The sequence below is a fragment of the Pseudomonas sp. TMW22091 genome (assembly GCF_022496705.1).
GTDB lineage: Bacteria > Pseudomonadota > Gammaproteobacteria > Pseudomonadales > Pseudomonadaceae > Aquipseudomonas > Aquipseudomonas saxonica.
The window spans coordinates 417,680-437,506 of the sequence record NZ_SCFI01000001.1 but is presented as its reverse complement, the minus strand read 5'-3'; the positions used below and the strand labels follow the sequence as shown (position 1 = coordinate 437,506).

22 protein-coding genes are annotated in these 19,827 nt (G+C 55.8%); 16 read left to right on the top strand and 6 right to left on the bottom strand.

Going from position 1 to position 19,827, the window contains the following annotated elements:
• Positions 1 to 67: 67 nt before the first annotated feature.
• The 4 genes from EQV93_RS02010 to EQV93_RS01995 all read left to right on the top strand — a co-directional run bounded on the left by EQV93_RS02010 (position 68) and on the right by EQV93_RS01995 (position 4,528).
• Positions 68 to 817, top strand: coding sequence for a PDC sensor domain-containing protein (locus EQV93_RS02010; RefSeq protein WP_122785750.1), 750 nt, complete (start codon positions 68 to 70; stop codon positions 815 to 817).
• A gap of 307 nt (positions 818 to 1,124) precedes the next feature.
• Positions 1,125 to 2,045: a ribokinase gene (rbsK, locus tag EQV93_RS02005; RefSeq protein WP_122785749.1), complete on the top strand. Its 921-nt coding sequence runs from the start codon at positions 1,125 to 1,127 to the stop codon at positions 2,043 to 2,045.
• Between the two features lie 66 nt (positions 2,046 to 2,111).
• Positions 2,112 to 3,443: an L-fucose:H+ symporter permease gene (gene fucP, locus EQV93_RS02000; protein ID WP_122785748.1), complete on the top strand. Its 1,332-nt coding sequence runs from the start codon at positions 2,112 to 2,114 to the stop codon at positions 3,441 to 3,443.
• On the top strand, positions 3,440 to 4,528 hold the full coding sequence (locus tag EQV93_RS01995) for an aldose 1-epimerase family protein (RefSeq protein ID WP_240890790.1): 1,089 nt from the start codon (positions 3,440 to 3,442) through the stop codon (positions 4,526 to 4,528). The genes fucP and EQV93_RS01995 overlap by 4 nt, the downstream gene beginning before the upstream one ends.
• Here the strand turns inward: EQV93_RS01995 and deoR are convergent.
• Positions 4,525 to 5,295 (bottom strand): DNA-binding transcriptional repressor DeoR, encoded by a 771-nt coding sequence (deoR, locus tag EQV93_RS01990; RefSeq protein ID WP_240890789.1) that lies wholly within the window; start codon positions 5,293 to 5,295, stop codon positions 4,525 to 4,527. The genes EQV93_RS01995 and deoR overlap by 4 nt on opposite strands.
• Positions 5,296 to 5,414: 119 nt before the next feature.
• On the opposite strand from deoR, the gene deoC reads away from it, so the two are divergent.
• Together deoC and EQV93_RS01980 are read left to right on the top strand one after the other, a co-directional pair.
• On the top strand, positions 5,415 to 6,098 hold the full coding sequence (gene deoC / locus EQV93_RS01985) for a deoxyribose-phosphate aldolase (RefSeq protein WP_146425582.1): 684 nt from the start codon (positions 5,415 to 5,417) through the stop codon (positions 6,096 to 6,098).
• Positions 6,099 to 6,280: 182 nt separating this feature from the next.
• Positions 6,281 to 6,997: an OmpA family protein gene (locus EQV93_RS01980; RefSeq protein WP_146384238.1), complete on the top strand. Its 717-nt coding sequence runs from the start codon at positions 6,281 to 6,283 to the stop codon at positions 6,995 to 6,997.
• A gap of 216 nt (positions 6,998 to 7,213) precedes the next feature.
• Here EQV93_RS01980 and EQV93_RS01975 read toward each other — a convergent pair whose 3' ends face one another.
• Complete coding sequence (locus EQV93_RS01975; protein ID WP_122785744.1) at positions 7,214 to 7,648, bottom strand: YhcB family protein; 435 nt, start codon at positions 7,646 to 7,648, stop codon at positions 7,214 to 7,216.
• Between the two features lie 145 nt (positions 7,649 to 7,793).
• On the opposite strand from EQV93_RS01975, the gene EQV93_RS01970 reads away from it, so the two are divergent.
• The 3 genes from EQV93_RS01970 (at position 7,794) to zapE (ending at position 10,989) form a co-directional block, all read left to right on the top strand.
• On the top strand, positions 7,794 to 8,423 hold the full coding sequence (locus EQV93_RS01970) for an alpha/beta hydrolase (RefSeq protein WP_240890893.1): 630 nt from the start codon (positions 7,794 to 7,796) through the stop codon (positions 8,421 to 8,423).
• Between the two features lie 24 nt (positions 8,424 to 8,447).
• Positions 8,448 to 9,803, top strand: a complete 1,356-nt coding sequence (locus EQV93_RS01965; RefSeq protein WP_240890788.1) for a tryptophan--tRNA ligase — start codon at positions 8,448 to 8,450, stop codon at positions 9,801 to 9,803.
• A gap of 91 nt (positions 9,804 to 9,894) precedes the next feature.
• The gene (gene zapE, locus EQV93_RS01960) at positions 9,895 to 10,989 is read left to right on the top strand and encodes a cell division protein ZapE (protein ID WP_122785741.1); all 1,095 of its coding nucleotides are present in this window, start codon (positions 9,895 to 9,897) and stop codon (positions 10,987 to 10,989) included.
• Between the two features lie 58 nt (positions 10,990 to 11,047).
• Here the strand turns inward: zapE and EQV93_RS01955 are convergent, their stop codons facing one another.
• Positions 11,048 to 11,944, bottom strand: coding sequence for a GlxA family transcriptional regulator (locus tag EQV93_RS01955; protein WP_199750919.1), 897 nt, complete (start codon positions 11,942 to 11,944; stop codon positions 11,048 to 11,050).
• Between the two features lie 341 nt (positions 11,945 to 12,285).
• Entirely contained in the window at positions 12,286 to 13,326 is a 1,041-nt protein-coding gene (locus EQV93_RS01950; protein WP_122785740.1) for an NADP(H)-dependent aldo-keto reductase, read from the bottom strand.
• 246 nt (positions 13,327 to 13,572) lie between these two features.
• On the opposite strand from EQV93_RS01950, the gene rplM reads away from it, so the two are divergent.
• From rplM to EQV93_RS01915, 7 genes are all read left to right on the top strand, one after another.
• Positions 13,573 to 14,001, top strand: coding sequence for a 50S ribosomal protein L13 (gene rplM / locus EQV93_RS01945; protein ID WP_007917032.1), 429 nt, complete (start codon positions 13,573 to 13,575; stop codon positions 13,999 to 14,001).
• Positions 14,002 to 14,015: 14 nt separating this feature from the next.
• On the top strand, positions 14,016 to 14,408 hold the full coding sequence (gene rpsI / locus EQV93_RS01940) for a 30S ribosomal protein S9 (protein ID WP_003216038.1): 393 nt from the start codon (positions 14,016 to 14,018) through the stop codon (positions 14,406 to 14,408).
• A 252-nt stretch (positions 14,409 to 14,660) separates the two neighbouring features.
• Positions 14,661 to 15,260, top strand: coding sequence for a ubiquinol-cytochrome c reductase iron-sulfur subunit (petA, locus tag EQV93_RS01935; RefSeq protein ID WP_122785739.1), 600 nt, complete (start codon positions 14,661 to 14,663; stop codon positions 15,258 to 15,260).
• Positions 15,260 to 16,471: a cytochrome b gene (locus EQV93_RS01930; RefSeq protein WP_122785738.1), complete on the top strand. Its 1,212-nt coding sequence runs from the start codon at positions 15,260 to 15,262 to the stop codon at positions 16,469 to 16,471. The genes petA and EQV93_RS01930 overlap by 1 nt, the downstream gene beginning before the upstream one ends.
• The gene (locus tag EQV93_RS01925) at positions 16,471 to 17,250 is read left to right on the top strand and encodes a cytochrome c1 (protein WP_240890787.1); all 780 of its coding nucleotides are present in this window, start codon (positions 16,471 to 16,473) and stop codon (positions 17,248 to 17,250) included. Before EQV93_RS01930 ends, EQV93_RS01925 begins: the two co-directional genes overlap by 1 nt.
• Before the next feature lie 182 nt (positions 17,251 to 17,432).
• On the top strand, positions 17,433 to 18,050 hold the full coding sequence (locus tag EQV93_RS01920) for a glutathione S-transferase N-terminal domain-containing protein (protein WP_146425592.1): 618 nt from the start codon (positions 17,433 to 17,435) through the stop codon (positions 18,048 to 18,050).
• 16 nt (positions 18,051 to 18,066) lie between these two features.
• Positions 18,067 to 18,480 carry a ClpXP protease specificity-enhancing factor gene (locus EQV93_RS01915; RefSeq protein ID WP_122785735.1) on the top strand — a complete coding sequence of 138 codons (414 nt, stop codon included), beginning with the start codon at positions 18,067 to 18,069 and terminating at the stop codon, positions 18,478 to 18,480.
• Positions 18,481 to 18,528: 48 nt separating this feature from the next.
• On the opposite strand, the gene EQV93_RS01910 is transcribed toward EQV93_RS01915, so the two are convergent.
• Complete coding sequence (locus tag EQV93_RS01910; RefSeq protein ID WP_122785734.1) at positions 18,529 to 19,110, bottom strand: BON domain-containing protein; 582 nt, start codon at positions 19,108 to 19,110, stop codon at positions 18,529 to 18,531.
• Positions 19,107 to 19,700: a phosphoheptose isomerase gene (locus tag EQV93_RS01905; protein ID WP_122785733.1), complete on the bottom strand. Its 594-nt coding sequence runs from the start codon at positions 19,698 to 19,700 to the stop codon at positions 19,107 to 19,109. The genes EQV93_RS01910 and EQV93_RS01905 overlap by 4 nt, the downstream gene beginning before the upstream one ends.
• Between the last annotated feature and the right edge of the window lie 127 nt (positions 19,701 to 19,827).

The following is a 19,827-nucleotide window of genomic DNA, read 5'->3' as shown; positions in this document are numbered from 1 at the left end:
CAAGGTAATGTCAGAAGCACAGCCGTAACCCATAAAAAGAAAGCCCCAAACTGCGTGAGGTAATGCCATGTTCGCCGCGAGTGAGAATGCTCCCCTTGGTGCCTGTATTCAGCAGCTCAACAGCACACTGGAGACGATCTTCGGTCAGGTCCGTCAGCTAGTGGATGAGACCCTCGGCCTCTGGGTGCGAGTACTGGCGGAAGGCCGTCAACCCACAGCAAAAGACCTGACCACCCTGCGCCCTGGCATAGACCGGCAGCTGCTGGCCACCGGCGCATTTGGCTGTGGGGGTGGGGTGATTCTGGAGCCGGGTTGTCTGGCGGATCGCGAGATGCATCTGGAATGGTGGTATTTGGCAGATGGCGGAAAAACCATGCCCTTGCGACCGAATTTCGACCTGCGTCGCGAGAACTTTTACGACTACACCGCCATGCCTTGGTTCAGTCGCCCGCGCAGTACAGGATCGAGCTGTGTAGAAGGCCCTTACGTCGACCTCTACGGCACCAATATGTATGTGCTGACCTTCACCATGCCGATTGTGGTCGACGGTCGTTTTATCGGGGTGGCGGGGCTGGATCTGTCGCTGCACAACGTTGAGCGTCTGTTGATTCGCAGTTTGATGCGACTTGAACACGAAGCGGTATTGATCGCAGTGGATGGCCGCGTGATCGCGTCCAATAGTCCCAACTGGATGGTCGGTGATCTGGCCTCAAAACTCTTGCAGCCCCTGCCTGATCAAGGCCAGCGCCTGGCCTTGGCCGAGCCGGAGGCAGGCTGGTCGCTGGTGCGTTTACCAACCTTGCGCAACGCCGCCTGAATCCCGTAGCAGTTGCCGAAGGCGACGTTCGGCGACGAAGTCGTCGCAAATCAGCCCTTGCGATTTAGCAGGCAGATCACAAGTTCCAGTTTTACGATCGCTTCGCAATCGGACGTAGCCTTCGGCAACTGCTACGCAATTGGTGCCGCCTCTAATGGGCCAGACAGTAATGTCTGGCCCATTTTTTATTGTGCCCTTCATCAGAGGGCAAACAAAAAGATTGAATAGTCACAGTAAATGTTATTTAAATAACAAAAATAATAGCGCCAGCGAGCACTGAGTCGTGGCGTTCACAAGGTAATTATTGATGAACAAGATCGCGGTCATTGGCAGCAACATGGTGGATTTGATCACCTATATCGACCGGATGCCTGCGCAGGGCGAAACCCTAGAAGCTCCCGATTTTGCCATGGGCTGTGGCGGCAAGGGGGCCAATCAGGCCGTTGCCGCTGCCAAACTGGGGGCTGACGTGCTGATGTTGAGCAAGGTTGGCGACGACATGTTTGCCGATAACACCCTGGCCAATTTCAAACGCTTTGGCATTGATACCCGTTATGTCGAGCGTGTACCGGGTGTGTCCAGCGGTGTGGCTCCGATATTTGTGAAGTGCGATTCGCACAACAGCATTCTGATCATCAAAGGTGCCAACGCTCACCTCAAACCTGCGGATATTGATGCCGCGCAAAGCGATTTGCGCGACTGCAAGCTGATCGTCCTGCAACTCGAAATAGAGCTCGACACCGTTTACTACGCCATCGACTTTGCCAAGCGTAACGGCATTCAGGTGTTGCTCAACCCTGCACCTGCGGTGGCAGGCTTGAGCCACGCGCACTTGTCGCAGCTGGATTTTTTTATCCCCAACGAAACCGAGCTGGCACTGATCACCGGCCTTACGGTAGACGGGCCTGAATCTGCCCTTATCGCTGCACGCCAATTGGTTGAAGACGGCATACGTCATGTGATTGTCACCCTGGGTGCCAACGGCGCGCTGTACGTGGGCGAGGAGGGTGAGTTTCGGGTCGAAGGCCTCAACGTCGCCGCGCGTGACACCACGGGTGCGGGCGATGCGTTTATCGGTTGCTTTGCCCATCACTGGAGCCAGGACGGTGACATCCGCCACGCCATGACCTTGGCCGTGGCCTATTCCGCGTTTTCGGTCACCGGCCTCGGCACGCAAACCTCCTACCCGGACGCGGCCCCGTTCGCGCAGTTTTTAGCGTCACTTTAAGCCGCTGCGTGAAGCCCTTCACAGACTAGGGCGCACGCGGCATCCCGCAGATCACGGAGAACAATAATGACAAAATCCGCGCTCCAACAATCCCCTGATGGTTTCTACCTCAACCGTACGCCGTGGTTCGCGTTCCTGCTGTTGTGCAGCATTTTTGCCATGTGGGCGGCGGCCGCGGGCATGAACGATGTGCTGATCGCGCACTTCAAAAAAGCCTTCTTGCTCAGCGATTTTGAAACCGCTTTCGTGCAGTCGGCGTTTTATCTGGGGTACTTCTTTCTGGCGATTCCGGCAGCGATGGTGGTCAAGCGATTTAGCTACAAGACCACCATTTTGATCGGACTACTGCTGTACATGGGTGGCTGCCTGCTGTTTTTCCCGGCGGCTGCCACGGCTAAATACGGCATGTTCCTGCTGGCGCTGTTTGTAATTGCAGCAGGCCTGTCGTTTCTTGAAACTGCCTGCAACACCTACTCCACACTCATGGGGCCGCGTGAAACCGGCACGCGCCGTTTGAATATTTCGCAGACCTTCCACCCGTTCGGCGCGATGGCCGGGGTGTATGTCGGCAGCTTTGTGATGTTCAAGGACACGGACGCCACCCGCGAGCAGTTGACGCAAATGAGCGCGTCAGAAGCGGCGGTTGAGCAGTTGCAGATGATTCAGTCCACCTTGCTGCCCTACAAGTGGATGATCGCTGTGCTGGTGCTGATGTTTATCTTGATCGCCATCACTAAGTTTCCTGCGTGCAAAGGCATTGTCAAAGACCGTGTGAAAACCAGCAGCGTGGGCCAAAGCCTGTCGCGGTTGTGGCGTAACCCGCGCTTTACCTTCGGTGTGCTGGCGCAGTTTTTGTACGTCGGGGCGCAGGTGGGTGTGTGGAGCTTCACTATTCGGCTGGCCATGCAAATGGGCGGAATGAACGAGCGCAGTGCGTCGTGGTTTTTGATCACCACGTTTGCTGCGTATTTTGTGGGCAAGCTGATTGCCAACTTTATGATGCGCAAAATGCACCCGGCCAAAGTGCTGGCCATTTATGGTGTGCTGGCCATTGTGCTGCTGGCCTACACCATTCTGGTGCCCAATATCACAGCGGTGTACGCCGCGGTGGGCGTGAGTATTTTCCTGGGACCATGCTGGCCGACCATCTACGGCCTGACCATTGATGGTCTGGGCGAAGACACGGGTGTGGGTGGTTCACTGTTGGTGATGAGCATTGTCGGCGGCGGTGTGATTCCGATCTTTCAAGGGCTGTTGTCTGACGCGACCCACGGCAATATGCAGCTGGCCTACAGCGTGCCATTGGTGTGCTTTGTGGTGATCGTTGCCTATGCGCTCAAATGCCTGCGTGATACCCGCACAGAGCCGTTGCCGGTGTGTGCAGTGGTGGCTTCATGAGCACGCCTGCGAAGACGGTCACGTTGGCGTTGTATCCGGAATTATTTGGCAGTGCAGAAAAGACACTGCTCGAATCCTCTGATTTTCGCGTGCTGGCCTGGACCTATCCTTCGGGGGTGAAAGCGCTGGCGCTGGAAAACAACCGGGGACGCGTGGTGGTGCTGCCGTATCAGGGGCAGATGGTGTGGTCTGCCGTGTTCGACGGTTGCAACCTGACCATGGGCAACATGTTCAGCCAGCCGCGCCCCAGCCCCACCGTGCTGGGTACGTACGGCTGCTTTATGTTTCACAGCGGCTTGCTGCGCAACGGCTGCCCTTCACCCCAGGACGACCATCCGATACACGGCGAAATGCCCTGCGCGCCGATGGATAGGGCCTGGCTCGAAGTGGGGGAGGATGCAGACGGTGTGTTCCTCAGCGTGGGCGGGGAGTACGAGTACGTTCAGGGTTTTGGCGATCATTATCGCGCGTGCCCCAGCGTCACGTTGCGGGCGGGAACGGCGTTGTTCGATATCGGCATGGACGTGAGCAATCTTGCCGGCAAGCCGATGGACCTGATGTACATGGCGCATATGAATTACGCCTATGTGGCGCAGGGGCAATTCGTCCAGCCGTTAGGTGTTGCGCGTGCACGCATGCGCAGCAGTGTTCCGGCGCATGTTAAGCCCACGCCTGCGTGGTCGGCCTATATGGCTGACTTGACCGAAGCGCCTGAACGCTTGTCGACGCTGGACAGCCCCGGCTTGTACGACCCGGAAATCGTATGCTTTTTCGAGGGTGTGAAGGCTGACGTCAACGGTGACGCGCATTTTTTGCTTAAGCATCCACAGGGGGCGGCTTTTTACACGCGCTACAAGCCCGAGCAGTTTGAGCATGCGGCGCGCTGGGTTCTGCATAACCCCGATCAAAAGGTCGCGGCTTTCGTGCTGCCCGCCACGTGTGAGCCAGAAGGGTATTTGGCAGAAAAGGCCAAGGGCCATGTGCGCACGCTGAACGCCGGGGAGCGAGCGGTTTTCAGCGTGACTACAGGCTATTTGTCGGCGGATGAAATGCGCCGACTGGAAGCTGATGGGTTGGTGGGTTAAATCACCACCTTGGCACCGTTTGCATGAATCAGATCGCGGTAGGTCTTGGGCATTTTTTTGTCCGAGACCACCACGTGAAATTGTTCAAGCGTCGCGAAGTGCGCTGTTTTGACGGCATCGAATTTGGTGTGGTCGGCCAACAACATGCAGTGCTGGGCTTGGCGCAAGACCTTCTGTTTGACTTCGACCTCGTTGAAGTTAAAACAGGTCACGCCCAAGGTCTGGCTGACGCCTGCGGCCGATACAAAGGCCCAGGTCAGGCGAACGCTGTCCAGAATGCTGCTTTCATCGCGATGTTCGAATACCTGGTTTTTTCGGTGAAAGGTGCCGCCACACAACACGATGCTGCAATTGGGTTTCTGCTGAAGTTTGAGCAGGACGTTGAGTGAATTGCATACCGCGGTGAACTCCAGATCGTCGGGGATGAAGTCCACGACAAAAGGAACGGTTGTGCCGCAATCGAAGAACACGGTGTCGCCGGGCTGAATAAACCCTGCAGCGAGTTTACCGATTCGGCGCTTCTCTTCGACGTGCCGTGTGCCTTGCTCGGCGAGCTTGTATTCCGCCGTGTCGCAAGGGTCGAACGCCAGCGTGATATGCCCTCCCAGCAGATGAAATTTGTCCGGGTAGCGGCCCAGATCGCGGCGCAGAGTCATTTCCGAGACGTCCAGCAAGGCGGCCATTTCCCGTAAATGAATGGCCTTCTGATCCTGCAGGGCTTGCTGGATCAGTTTGATGCGATCTGATTTTTTACGGTCCACAGGCATTCCGACAGTCGATTAATTGTGGTAAAAAAGTAACACTAATTGTTAAATTAGCAACACAACAGGTTTGGCTTGGGGCGTTGATGCGCTCACAGGTCATGGCTCATAAAAGGATCTAAAGCATGATCAAGATTGAACCCGCAGCACTGGCCCAGTATATCGATCACACGCTGTTGGCCGCTGATGCCTCGCGTGAGCAGATCGCCACATTGTGCCGTGAAGCGCAGGAGCATGGGTTTTATTCCGTGTGCGTCAATTCTGGCCAAGTGCCTCATGCAGCGCAATTGCTGGCGGGTCAGAAGGTGAAGGTCTGTGCTGTGGTGGGCTTCCCGCTGGGTGCCGGTTTAACCGCCAGTAAAGCCTTTGAAGCCGCGCAGGCGATTGCCGCTGGTGCGGGTGAAATCGATATGGTGCTCAATATCGGCGCATTGAAAGAAGGGTTGCTGGAGGTTGTACGTGATGACATTGACGCCGTGAAGCAGGCGTGTGGCATCGTGCCGCTGAAAGTCATTCTTGAAACGTGCTTGCTGGATGACGAGCAGAAAATCCGCGCCTGTGAAATCTGCCGCGAGTTGAACGTGGCTTTCGTCAAAACCTCCACAGGCTTCAGCCGCAGCGGAGCTACGGTTGAAGACGTGGCGCTGATGCGTCGGGTGGTGGGTGCTGATATCGGCGTCAAGGCATCGGGCGGTGTACGCGACTACGCGACAGCCGTGGCGATGATTGAAGCGGGTGCTACGCGGTTGGGCACCAGTTCGGGTATCGCCATTGTGACGGGCGCTCAAGCGACAGGTTCGGGCTACTGAGGTGAGTTAATCAATCTGTGGGAGGGTGTTTTAAGGCGGCTTGATTTGTGGGCTGGCGATCCGGCAGCTATCGTAATCGCCCAAAGGGTGGGTGGAATTTTTACCGTTGGTCGTGTTCCAACGCTCCACAGAAGTCTAACGCCCATGTTTTTGCCCCCAGAAAGATTGACAGGAGCTTCACCATGTTCAACTCGCGTCGTTTGATTATTGCGGCCAGTGCAATGGCCTTGCTGGCTGGTTGCGCTTCCCCCAACCCTTATGACAATCAAGGTCAAGGGTCTACTGGCCTGAGCAAAACGGCTACCTACGGTGGTTTGGGAGCGTTGGCCGGTGCTGTTGCAGGTGCGGCCATCGACCACAATAACCGTGGCAAGGGCGCTCTGATTGGTGCCGCGGTGGCAGGTCTTGGGGCTGCCGGCTATGGTTACTACGCAGATAAACAAGAAGCTGCATTGCGTGCCAGCATGGCCAATACCGGGGTAGAAGTTCAGCGTCAGGGCGACAACATCACGCTGGTAATGCCGGGCAATATTACCTTTGCCACCAACTCGGCGAACATAGCCCCAAGTTTCTATCAGCCGCTGAACACCTTGGCGAACTCCTTGAAGCAATTGAACAATCAACAGCAAATTCAGGTGGTGGGTTACACCGACAACACCGGATCTTATGCCTACAACATGCAGCTTTCCCAGCAGCGTGCGCAGAGCGTGGCCACCTATTTGACCTCTCAGGGCGTGAGCGGCCAGTACCTGACGGTCAAAGGTATGGGGCCTGCGGACCCGATTGCCAGCAACGCAACGCCTGATGGTCGTGCCATGAACCGCCGCGTGCAAATCACCCTGGCGCCGATTCCGGGTATGAACTATCAGCAAGCAGGAACTGTTCAGCAATACCCTTAACGTATACGCAAGCTTCGTAGCAGCTGCCGCAGGCGGCGTCCGGTTGCGAAGCAATCGTAAACGTTGAGATTGCGGTCAAACAGATAAATCGGGTTGTCATAGGTTGCGACGGCTTTGCCGCCGGACGCAGCCTTCGGCAGCGGCTACAGACCCAATAAAAAGCCCCGTGATCCTTGCAGATCACGGGGCTTTTTAGTGAGCGTTTAACCGGAAAAATTACTTCTTCAAGCCGTAGTGCTCATCCAGCATGCCAGGGCCGTTTGCGCTTTTTGGCGCGTAATCCAGTGGCGGCTCGGTGCTGTGCGGCGGAGTGATGCGCTCGCGATGGGGTTGCGCCACGTCAGAATTCAGGGCGGCCAGCAGGCGTTGGCGAGTCAGCTCGTCCAGGGCCAGACGATTGGCACCCTCGGCGAGATGTTCTTGCACGTCCTGATGACTCTGATTGAGTTTCTTCATCAAATTGGCGGTGCTGTTGAAGTGGGTTACCACCTCACTTTGATAACTGTCAAAACGTTCCTGGATGTCGTCTAGCTGACGCTGCGTGCGGTTAGGCGCGGCATTGGGCAGCAGACGAGCAAGCAGAAAACCAATGGCGACACCGGCAACCAAGGCTAGAGTCGGCAACAACCAAATTAAGAGCGAGTGTTCCACGAGTCCTTCCTCTATAAACGGCTTTGCTTTACGTTAACGGCTCGGACCTGCGCTGTATACCGCGATCCACTCGCAAATATCTCAGACAGAATCTATCAGCTAGACGAGTCGACCCACTTTTAGGTCACGGAGTTCCTTTTTGCTTATGCGTGAAACAGCGTTATTCATTGATGGCCCGGTCGGCCAGTTGGAAGCTTTATACCTTGATCACGTTGAGCCTCGCGGCCTTGCGTTGCTGTGTCATCCCAACCCGGTACAGGGTGGGACGATGTTGAATAAAGTGGTTTCAACCCTGCAACGTACGGCCCGTGATGCCGATTTTGTAACCTTGCGATTCAATTACCGTGGCACTGGAGCCAGCGCCGGTAGCCACGACATGGGCGCCGGTGAAGTTGATGATGCGTACGCGGCGGCCAACTGGTTGCTCGAAAAGCACCCGGGCTTACCGATCACCCTGTTGGGTTTTTCATTTGGCGGTTTTGTTGCGGCCAGCCTCGGCGGGCGTCTTGAGAAAGCAGGCGTCACGCTTGAACGCGTGTTTATGGTCGCGCCTGCCGTGATGCGTTTAAGTGATGCTGACTCGCTGCCCGCGCAGTGCGCGCTGACTGTGATCCAGCCTGAAACCGACGAAGTGATTGAACCCCAGCTGGTGTATGACTGGTCTGAACACCTGTCACGTCCCCATGAGCTGCTGAAAGTGGCAGAATGCGGGCACTTTTTTCACGGCAAGCTGACTGACCTCAAAGAGTTGGTAGCGCCACGCCTTTCGAAATGATTGCAGCCTGATAAGCGATTACCCATGACCACTCGTACCCGAATTCTTACCGGTATCACCACCACCGGCACGCCGCACCTGGGCAACTACGCCGGGGCTATTCGCCCTGCGATCGTGGCCAGCCGTGACAGCAATGCCGACTCGTTCTACTTTCTGGCCGACTACCACGCCCTCATCAAGTGCGATGACCCGCAGCGCATTCAGCGTTCGCGTCAGGAAATCGCCGCGACCTGGCTGGCAGCCGGGCTGGACGTTGATCGCGTTACGTTCTATCGCCAGTCAGACATTCCGGAAATCCCTGAGCTGACCTGGTTGTTGACCTGTGTGGCAGCCAAGGGCTTGCTCAACCGCGCCCACGCTTACAAAGCCTCGGTCGACAAAAACCTGGAAAACGGCGAAGACCCGGATGCGGGGATCACCATGGGGCTGTACAGCTACCCGGTGTTGATGGCGGCGGACATCCTGATGTTCAACGCCCACAAAGTGCCGGTCGGCCGCGACCAGATCCAGCACGTGGAAATGGCCCGTGATATTGGGCAGCGTTTCAATCACCTGTTTGGCAACGGCAAAGAGTTTTTCGCCATGCCCCAGGCGTTGATCGAAGAAAGCGTAGCCACGCTGCCGGGTCTTGATGGCCGCAAGATGTCCAAAAGCTACGACAACACCATTCCGTTGTTCAGCAGCGCCAAGGACATGAAAAGCGCTATCTCGCGCATTGTCACCGACTCCCGTGCACCGGGTGAGCCGAAAGACCCTGACAATTCGCACCTGTTCACCTTGTATCAAGCGTTCTCGACGCCTGAGCAAGCGGCAGAGTTCCGTAGCGAGCTGTTGCAGGGCATGGGCTGGGGAGAAGCCAAAGAGCGGCTGTTCAAGCTGCTGGACAGCGAGCTGGGTGAGTCACGCGAGCGTTACCACGAACTGATGTCGCGTCCTGCCGACATGGAAGACATTCTGTTGGCCGGTGCGCAAAAGGCGCGCAAGACAGCGACGCCCTTTCTCGCTGAACTGCGTGAGGCAGTTGGCCTGCGTTCGTTTGTCGGCGCGGCGCAAACCAGCGCTGCCAGCAAAAAGAAAGCGGCGAAAGGCCCGCGGTTTGTCAGCTTCCGTGATGAAGATGGCAGTTTCCGCTTCCGTTTACTGGCAGCCGATGGTGAGCAGTTGCTGTTGTCGCGCAGTTTTGCCGACGGCAAAGCCGCGGGTCAGGTGACCAAGCAGTTGCAGAGTGGCGAAGCCCTTGATATTCGCACCGACGATCTGAGCTTTAGCCTGTGGCTCAACGACAGCTGTGTGGCTGACAGCCCGGTGTTTACCGGCGCGGATGCCCGTGATGCGGCTATCGAAGCTCTGCGTGTGGCGCTGGTGCCTGCGCAAGACTGAGAAAGTGCGACGTTTCGACACAGGTTTGATTGCCATTCCTCAGGGCCGTCGCTACAGTGACGGCCCGTTTTTGTTGCCTTGCTAACGAATTATGACGCCTCTAGAACGATACCAAGCAGATCTGAAACGCCCGGACTTCTTCCACGATGCTGCGCAGGAAAACGCTGTGCGCCATTTGCAGCGTCTGTACGACGACCTGGTGGCCGCTTCGCAAAGCAAGCCGGGCATGTTCGGCAAGCTGTTCGGCAAAAAAGAACGCACGCCGGTCAAGGGCCTGTATTTCTGGGGCGGTGTTGGACGGGGCAAAACCTATCTGGTTGATACCTTTTTCGACGCGTTGCCATTCAAGGAGAAAGTGCGTACGCACTTTCACCGCTTCATGAAGCGCGTGCATGAAGAAATGCGCACGCTTCCTGGCGAAAAGAACCCGCTGACCATCATTGCCAAGCGCTTTGCCGATGAGGCGCGGGTGATCTGTTTTGACGAGTTTTTTGTCTCGGACATTACCGATGCCATGATTCTCGGCACGCTGATGGAAGAGTTGTTCAAAAATGGCGTGACACTGGTCGCGACCTCGAACATCGTGCCGGACGGCTTGTACAAAGACGGTTTGCAGCGTGCACGCTTCTTGCCGGCGATTGCCTTGATCAAGCAGAACACTGACATCGTCAACGTCGACAGTGGCGTCGACTACCGTTTGCGTCACCTTGAGCAGGCAGAGTTGTTCCACTTCCCGTTGAACGAGGAGTCGGAAAAGTCCCTGCGCGAAAGCTTCAAGGCGCTGACGCACAACTCCACCCGGGCAATCGAAAACGATGAGCTGATCATCGAAAACCGCACCATCCGTGCATTGCGTACGTGCGATGACGTGGCCTGGTTTGATTTCCGTGAGCTGTGCGATGGCCCGCGTAGCCAGAACGACTACATCGAGCTCGGCAAAATCTTCAATGCCGTGATACTCAGCGGGGTCGAGCAAATGGACGTCAAAACTGACGATATTGCCCGTCGGTTTATCAACATGGTCGACGAGTTCTACGACCGTAACGTCAAGTTGATCATCTCGGCCGAGGTTGAGCTCAAAGACCTCTACACCGGCGGGCGATTGAATTTCGAATTCCAGCGCACGCTGAGTCGTCTGCTTGAAATGCAGTCCCACGAGTACCTGACGCGGGCGCACAAGCCTTAGTCAAACGCTGTACAAAAAAGGCCTGCGATTGCAGGCCTTTTGCATTCAGGGCGCTGACTCAAGCCGCTTGCTGAAACTGCTGGCGGTATTGATGGGGAGAGCGTTCGGTGTGTTGGCGAAACAGTCGCGCAAAGAAGCTCGCGTCGTCGTAGCCCACATCGTAACTGATGGTCTTGATGCTTTTGCGGGTGGCCGAGAGCAGCCCTTTAGCGGTTTCGATGCGCAGTCGTTGCAGGTAGTGCAAGGGCTTGTCGCCGGTGGCGGTCTGAAAGCGGCGCATAAAGTTGCGAATGCTCATGCCGTGTTCGCGGGCCACGTCTTCAAAGCGGAATTTGTCGGCAAAATGCTCTTCGAGCCAGTGCTGGATCTGCAGGATGATCACGTCCTGATGCAGTTTTTGCCCGCCAAAACCGATAGGCCCCGTGGTGTAGTTGCGCTGCACTTCGTAGAGGATGTCGCGGGCAACGGCCTGGGCGATGTTGGCGCCGCAAAAACGCTCGATCAGGTAGATATAGAGGTCACAGGCTGAGGTCGGACCACCTGCGCAGTAGAGGTTGTCGGCGTCGGTCAGGTGCTTGTCCTGATTAAGCTGCACCTGCGGATAGCGAGTGGCAAAGGTCGTGAAAAAGCGCCAGTAAGTGGTCGCCTCCTTGCCGTCCAGCAAGCCGGCTTCTGCCAGCCAGAAGGCGCCGGTGGCTTCGGCACACAACACCGCACCGCGCGCATGCTGGGCACACAGCCACGGCAGGATTTGCGGGTAGCGTTGGAGGAGGGTGTCGAAGTCGTCCCAGAAGGCCGGGAGGATGATGATGTCGGTGTCTTCCAGTGCGCCATCGACGGGAATGGCGACATCGCTGAAGCTGCTCACAGGCAAGCCGTCAGGGCTGACCAGTCGGGTTTCAAAACTGGCGGTCAGACCTTGGCCCAATTGTTTGCCATGCCGCAGGCTGGCCAGATGAAAAAAATCCTTGGCTTGCATCAGGGTTGAAGCAAATACCCGATCAATGGCCAATATGCTGACGCGCCGCAGGGGCGTAGAGAGTTGATTAGACATGATTTGATTATTCTTATAGGTGAAATTGGTCAACTTACGGCTGGATCGTCTTATTTTTTATCCTGTGTGTCTAGGGCTGCATGCTAAATCCGTAGCAGCTGCCGCAGGCTGCGTCCGGCGGCGAAGCCGTCGTAAACCTGGGGGGAGCGATCTTTGAATAAAATCGCGGTGCCTGGGTTTACGATCGCTACGCAATCGAACGCAGCCTGTGCCAGCTGCTACGGGACGATTGATAACCGTGGTTATGGCGCGGGGTTTGGCTGATCCTTGTGGATGGCTTCTATCCCCGCCAGAACCTCATCCGAGAGCTTCACATCAACGCTGGCGATGTTGCTTTTGAGTTGCTCCATCGTGGTTGCGCCAATGATGTTGCTGGTCACGAAGGGTTGCTGGGTGACATACGCCAACGCCATTTGCGCCGGATCAAGACCGTGCTCACGGGCCAGGGCCACGTAACGCTCGCAGGCAGCAACAGCTTGCGGGTTGGAGTAGCGTGAGAAGCGGCTGTACAGGCTCAGGCGGCCTTTTGGCGGCTGTGCGCCACCACTGTACTTGCCTGAGAGCATGCCGAACGCCAGGGGTGAGTAGGCGAGAAGCCCGCATTGTTCGCGAATGGCGATTTCAGCCAGGCCCACTTCGAAGCTGCGGTTGAGCAGGCTGTAGGGGTTCTGGATCGAAACGGCACGTGGCCAGCCACGGCTTTCGGCCAGTTGCAGAAACTTCATGGTGGCCCACGGTGTTTCGTTGGACAGGCCGATGTGGCGGATTTTGCCGGCTTTGACTTGTTCGTCCAGCGCCTCGAGGGTTTCCTCCAGTGGTGTGAACTGCTCGTCGGCGTTGTGCGTGTAGCCCAGTTGTCCGAAAAAGTTGGTGCTGCGTTCAGGCCAATGCAGTTGGTAAAGGTCGATCCAGTCCGTTTGCAGGCGCTTGAGGCTGGCATCCAGCGCTTGCACAATGTGGGTCCGATTATGTTTGAGCTGGCCGTCACGGATGTAGTCGATGCCATTGCCTGGGCCGGCGATCTTGCTGGCCAGAATCCAGTCGGCGCGGTCACCGTGTTCCTTGAACCAGTTGCCGATATAGCGCTCGGTTGTGGCGTAAGTTTCGGCTTTTGGGGGGACCGGATACATCTCGGCGGTGTCGATGAAATTGATGCCGGCATTTTTGGCGTAGGCAATCTGCTCGAAGGCTTCAGCCTGGGTGTTTTGCTCGCCCCAGGTCATGGTGCCGAGAGCAATTTCGCTGACGTTCACTTCGGTTCTGCCCAGCTTTCGATAGTCCATCGGATGCTCCTTCGGGTAAACAAACATAAAAGCAGGTTGTATTTTTTTTCGCAATCTGCATAATTGCCGACCTCTTTCTGCAGTGGAAGTGATGCGCCGCCTGCCGAAGAATCTTGCCGTTGAACGGACGCGCTGACCCGAGCCCCCGATAGCGTCTGTATCCGGCTGCCTTTGACTTGTCAAAGTACGCACTATTCAGTAAGATCCGCCGTCTAATTTACAGGGCGGCCCCTGAGGCTATAAAGAATGAAAACTTTTACTGCTAAACCAGAAACAGTAAAGCGCGACTGGTTTGTCGTCGACGCTGCTGGTCAGACCCTGGGTCGTCTGGCCACCGAGATCGCCAGCCGTCTGCGTGGCAAGCACAAGCCGGAATACACTCCGCACGTTGACACCGGTGATTACATCGTTGTTATCAACGCTGAGCAGATCCGTGTCACTGGTGCTAAAACCACTGACAAAATGTACTACTCTCACTCCGGTTTCCCGGGCGGGATTAAGTCGATCAACTTCGAAAAGCTGATCGCCAAAGCTCCTGAGCGCGTGATCGAGACCGCGGTTAAAGGCATGCTGCCTAAAAACCCACTGGGTCGCGACATGTACCGTAAGCTGAAAGTCTATGCGGGCGCTGCTCACCCTCATACTGCTCAGCAGCCCCAAGAACTGAAGTTTTAACGGAATAGTTCATTATGTCGGCGACTCAAAACTACGGCACTGGCCGTCGTAAAACCGCAACCGCACGCGTTTTCCTGCGTCCAGGTACCGGTAACATCTCGATCAACAACCGCACTCTGGAGAATTTCTTCGGTCGCGAAACTGCCCGCATGGTAGTTCGTCAACCGTTGGAACTGACTGAGACTGTCGAGAAATTCGATATCTACGTCACCGTGATCGGTGGTGGTGTAAGTGGTCAAGCTGGCGCAATCCGCCACGGTATCACTCGCGCACTGATGCAGTACGACGAAACTCTGCGTGGCGCTCTGCGCAAAGCAGGCTTCGTAACTCGCGATGCTCGTGAAGTTGAACGTAAGAAAGTCGGTCTGCGTAAAGCGCGTAAGCGTCCGCAGTACTCGAAGCGTTAATTCGCAGCTTCGTTCAAAAAAAGCCCAGCCTCTTCGGAGCTGGGCTTTTTTTATGGGCGTTAATTATGTGCTGTGTCAACGTGCCACATCAGCAGAGACCCTATACTGCAAGGGCTGTAGCCGACTCAGAGCGGTAAAGACCTTGTAAGAGTAGGGTCTTTTCATTACCATTCTGCAAAATTTTAATAAGCACAGATTGTTACTTAAAAGAAGCCTGGTTTTACAGGCTAAAAAGCTGATGGGAGAGGACTGATGAGCAATGACGGCGTCAATGTCGGCCGGCGTCGCTTCCTCGTGGCAGCCACATCCGTGGTGGGTGCTGCTGGAGCGGTGGGGGCGGCGGTTCCGTTCGTAGGGTCATGGTTTCCCAGTGCCAAGGCGAAAGCCGCAGGCGCACCGGTGAGAGTGAATATCGCAAAGATTGAGCCGGGCCAGCAGATGATTGCTGAGTGGCGGGGTCAGCCGGTATTTATTGTTCGCCGCACAGAGGAGATTCTGGCAAATCTGAAAAAGATTGAGGGCCAGCTTGCTGATCCTGAGTCCAAGCAGTCTGATCAGCCTGAAAACTCAACGAATGAATGGCGATCCATTAAGCCGCAAGTGCTGGTGGTGATCGGAATTTGTACGCATCTGGGCTGTTCGCCGACGTTTCGTCCAGAAGTTGCGCCTGCTGACTTAGGTAAAGATTGGGTCGGAGGGTATTTTTGCCCCTGTCATGGTTCCCACTATGATCTGGCCGGTCGTGTTTACAAGTCGCAGCCTGCTCCATTGAACCTGCCAGTTCCGCCTTACTACTATGTAGATGGCAGCGATAACGTCATTGTCGTTGGTCTTGAAGGGGAGAACGCGTAATGAGCAAATTCATGGATTGGATTGACGCTCGCTTCCCCGCAACGAAAATGTGGGAAGACCATCTCAGTAAATATTACGCCCCCAAAAACTTCAATTTCCTCTACTTCTTCGGCTCCCTCGCTTTACTGGTTCTGGTAAACCAGCTGGTAACGGGTGTGTGGCTGACGATGAGTTATACGCCGTCAGCAGAAGAGGCTTTTGCTTCTGTCGAATACATCATGCGTGATGTTGAGTACGGCTCCATCCTGCGCTACCTGCACTCCACAGGCGCGTCAGCGTTCTTTATCGTGGTGTATCTGCATATGTTTCGGGGCTTGCTCTATGGCTCCTATCAGAAGCCGCGAGAGCTGGTGTGGTTATTCGGCATGATGATTTACCTGGCCCTGATGGCGGAAGCTTTTATGGGCTATTTGCTGCCTTGGGGGCAAATGTCCTACTGGGGCGCGCAGGTGATCATCTCGCTGTTCGGCGCCATTCCGGTCATCGGCAACGATCTTACGCAGTGGATTCGTGGCGATTACCTGATCTCCGGTATCACTCTGAACCGTTTCTTTGCCTTGCACGTGGTGGCCTTGCCGATCGTGATTTTGGGATTGGTGGTGCTGCATATCCTGGCCTTGCACGAAGTCGGGTCCAACAACCCGGATGGCGTGGACATCAAAAAGCTCAAAGACGAAAACGGTATCCCGCTGGATGGCATTCCTTTCCATCCCTATTACACCGTCAAAGACATTGTCGGCGTGGTGGTATTCCTGTTTATCTTTTGCTCGATCGTGTTCTTCTTCCCGGAAATGGGTGGCTATTTCCTTGAAAAACCAAACTTTGAACAGGCTAATGCCTTCAAGACACCTGAGCATATTGCCCCTGTCTGGTACTTCACACCGTTCTACGCGATCTTGCGGGCAATCCCGGACAAGCTGTTTGGCGTGATCGCCATGGGCGCTGCAATTGCGCTGTTGTTCGTGTTGCCCTGGCTTGACCGTAGCCCGGTTAAATCGATGCGCTACAAAGGCTGGCTGAGCAAAATCTGGTTGTGGGTATTTTGCATCTCGTTCGTGATTCTCGGTGTGCTGGGTGTCATGGCTCCGACTCCGGGCCGCACGCTGCTGTCGCAGGTGTGTACGTTCCTGTACTTCGCCTACTTCATTCTGATGCCGTTCTACACCCGGCTTGAGAAGACCAAACCTGTTCCGCAAAGGGTGACTGGCTGATGAAAAAGCTATTGGCTGTATTGATGCTCGTGGCCTTGCCGGTAGTCTCCTTTGCCTCTGAACAAGGTGTGCAACTCGACAAGGTCGACATTGATGTGTCTGACAAGGCAGCCTTGCAGGATGGCGCGCGTACGTTCGCCAACTACTGCATGGGTTGTCACAGTGCCAAGTTCCAGCGCTATGAGCGGGTGGCCGATGACTTGGGAATCCCCCATGACGTCATGCTCGACAATCTGGTGTTTACGGGAGCCAAGATTGGTGACCATATGAACATTGGTATGCAGCCTGAGGATGCCAAGGCCTGGTTTGGTGCCGCCCCTCCCGACCTCACGCTGGTGGCGCGTGTGCGCGGCACGGATTGGTTGTACAGCTACCTGCGTGCGTTCTATGAAGATCCGTCACGCCCATGGGGAGTGAACAACAAAGTCTTCCCAAATGTGGGCATGCCTAACGTTCTGGCGCCGTTGCAAGGTCGTCAGGTTATCGGCTGCAAGCAAGTACAGATCGTAGAAGATGGCAAGAAGCAGTATGATCCGCTCACTGGCACGCCTTTGACACATGAAGCGTGCGACCAGCTGACAGTGTTGCCTAAAACCGGCGCGCTGACTGAAGAGCAGTTCGATGAGAAGATCAAGAACCTTGTGACCTTCCTGGCCTACTCGGCCAACCCGGTAAAGCTGGAGCATCAGCGCATCGGGACCTACGTTCTGCTCTATCTGGCCTTCCTGTTCGTATTCGCTTACCTGCTCAAGCGCGAATACTGGAAAGATGTGCACTAAAAGATTTACACGCAATGCTGTTAATCGTGTGCGCCCGAGGTGTCTCTTAAAGGTAACCCGGCAAGATGTGTGAGGGGCAAGGTGAATACCTTGCCCCTCCGGATTTTGCAGTTATCGGAGACGTTCCTTGGGCGTGTTCGTTTTTCCGCTCCTGATAATTTCTACAAGCGAGGAGGACCGCCATGGGCGTGACCAATCGGTTGGCCTGTTACTCCGACCCAGCAGACCACTATTCTCACCGGGTGCGCATTGTGCTCGCAGAGAAAGGCGTCAGCGCCGAGATCATCAGTGTGGAGGCGGGTCGTCAACCGCCGAAGCTGATCGAAGTGAACCCTTACGGCAGCCTGCCAACGTTGGTCGATCGTGACCTGGCGTTGTGGGAGTCGACTGTAGTCATGGAATATCTGGATGAGCGTTATCCGCATCCGCCGTTGTTGCCGGTGTATCCGGTAGCGCGTGCCAACAGTCGTCTGCTGATCCACCGTATCCAGCGTGACTGGTGTGTACTGGTGGACCTGATTCTCGACGCCAAGACCAAAGAGCCGGCACGGGTGCAGGCCCGTAAAGAGTTGCGCGAAAGCCTGACAGGCGTTTCTGCATTATTTGCCGACAAACCTTTTTTCCTCAGTGATGAGCAAAGTCTGGTCGACTGCTGTCTATTGCCGATACTCTGGCGCCTGCCTGTTTTGGGTATTGAATTGCCGCGGCCAGCCAAGCCGCTGCTCGACTATATGGAGCGCCAGTTTGCGCGTGAGGCTTTCCAGGCTAGTTTGTCTGGTGTCGAACGCGACATGCGCTAAGGCTTAGGAGCCCTCGATGAATTCAAGCAGACCTTACCTGGTGCGTGCGCTCTATGAGTGGATCGTTGATAACGATTGCACGCCGCACATGCTGGTTAACTCTGACTACCCGGAGGTGCAAGTGCCTGCGGGTTTCGCCAGTGACGGGCAGATTGTCCTGAATGTTTCGCCAACCGCCGTGCGCGATTTGCACATGGACAACGAAGCAGTAAGCTTTGAAGGGCGTTTCGGTGGTGTGCCGCATACGCTGTACGTTCCTATCCCGGCCATCATGGGCATTTACGCTCGTGAGAACGGCGAGGGGATGGTGTTTGACCTTGAAGAGCACCTGAGTGGTGATGATGAGGTTGAGCCGCATGATGATGGGCCGCCACCAGGTACTGAGCCGCCGAGACCTTCGGGTCGGCCAAGCCTGAAAGTGGTCAAGTAATAAAAAAGGCGACCTTGAGGGTCGCCTTTTTTATGCCTGACGTTCAGGTCAGTCGATGTACTCAAACAGCTTTACGATTTTTTGCACGCCAGACACGCCTTGCACCAGATTGGTGGCGCGAGTGGCTTCTTGTTTGGTGACAAGGCCCAGCATGTAGACGATGCCGTTCTCGGTGACAATTTTGATCCGCGAGCCCGGGATTTCACTGTCGGTCAGCATCTGGGTTTTGATTTTGGTGGTCAGCCACGCGTCATTGTTACGTGCCAGAAGGGATGACGGTGCCATCACTTGCAGTTCGTTGTTGACCTTCTTTACGCGTTGAACGGCAGCAGCGGCCTGTTCAGCCTGGGCTTTGAGTTCTGCGCGCGGTGTTTGTCCAGCCAGCAATACGATGCCGTTGTAGCTGGTAACAACGATATGGGACGCGGTGTCCAGATCAGGGTTGGCTTTGGCCACATTCACGGCCACTTTGGTTTCGATCAGGGAATCGTCGATTTTGCTGCCGAAAGTACGCGTACCACGATCATCTTCGATCGGTGTGTCGCGGGTGGCGGTCAGTACCGAGCTGCAGCCTGCGGTCAGGCCCAGACACAGGGTCAGGGCGACGAGGCCAAGGCGATTGAAAGTCATTCTTCACTCCCGAACAATTGGCTGTCGATCAGATCACACAAACAGTGGATCGCCAGCAGATGGACTTCTTGGATGCGTGCAGTGACCAGGGACGGGACGCGAATTTCCACGTCCTCGGGTAGCAGTAGTGAGGCCATGCCGCCGCCGTCTCGGCCGGTCATGGCAACCACGATCATTTCTCGGTCATGGGCCGCCTGGATTGCCTGAATGATATTGGCCGAGTTACCGCTGGTGGAAATGGCCAGCAGGACGTCGCCAGGCTGGCCGAGGGCGCGAATCTGTTTGGAGAACACCTCGTTAAAGCTGTAGTCATTGGCGATCGAGGTGATCGTCGAGCTGTCAGTGGTCAGGGCAATGGCCGGCAGGCTCGGGCGCTCGCGTTCGAAACGGTTGAGCAGCTCGGATGAGAAGTGTTGGGCGTCGCCGGCGGACCCGCCATTGCCGCACGACAACATTTTGCCTTCATTGAGCAGTGCGTTGACCATCACTTGGCTGGCGAGCTCAATGTGGGGGGCAAGCACTTCCATCGCTTGCTGCTTGGTGTCGATGCTGGCTTGAAAAAGCTGGCGGATCCGGGATTGCATGTCCATCTATGTGACCTTAAGTAGGGCGGCTGGTCGGGCGTGATTCAGGTGTTCCTGAGTGACTTCCCGGCACAAGAATGTGCAGCCCGCAAAGCAAAGCAATAATCGTTTTAAAAAGGGTGCTGGATAGGCC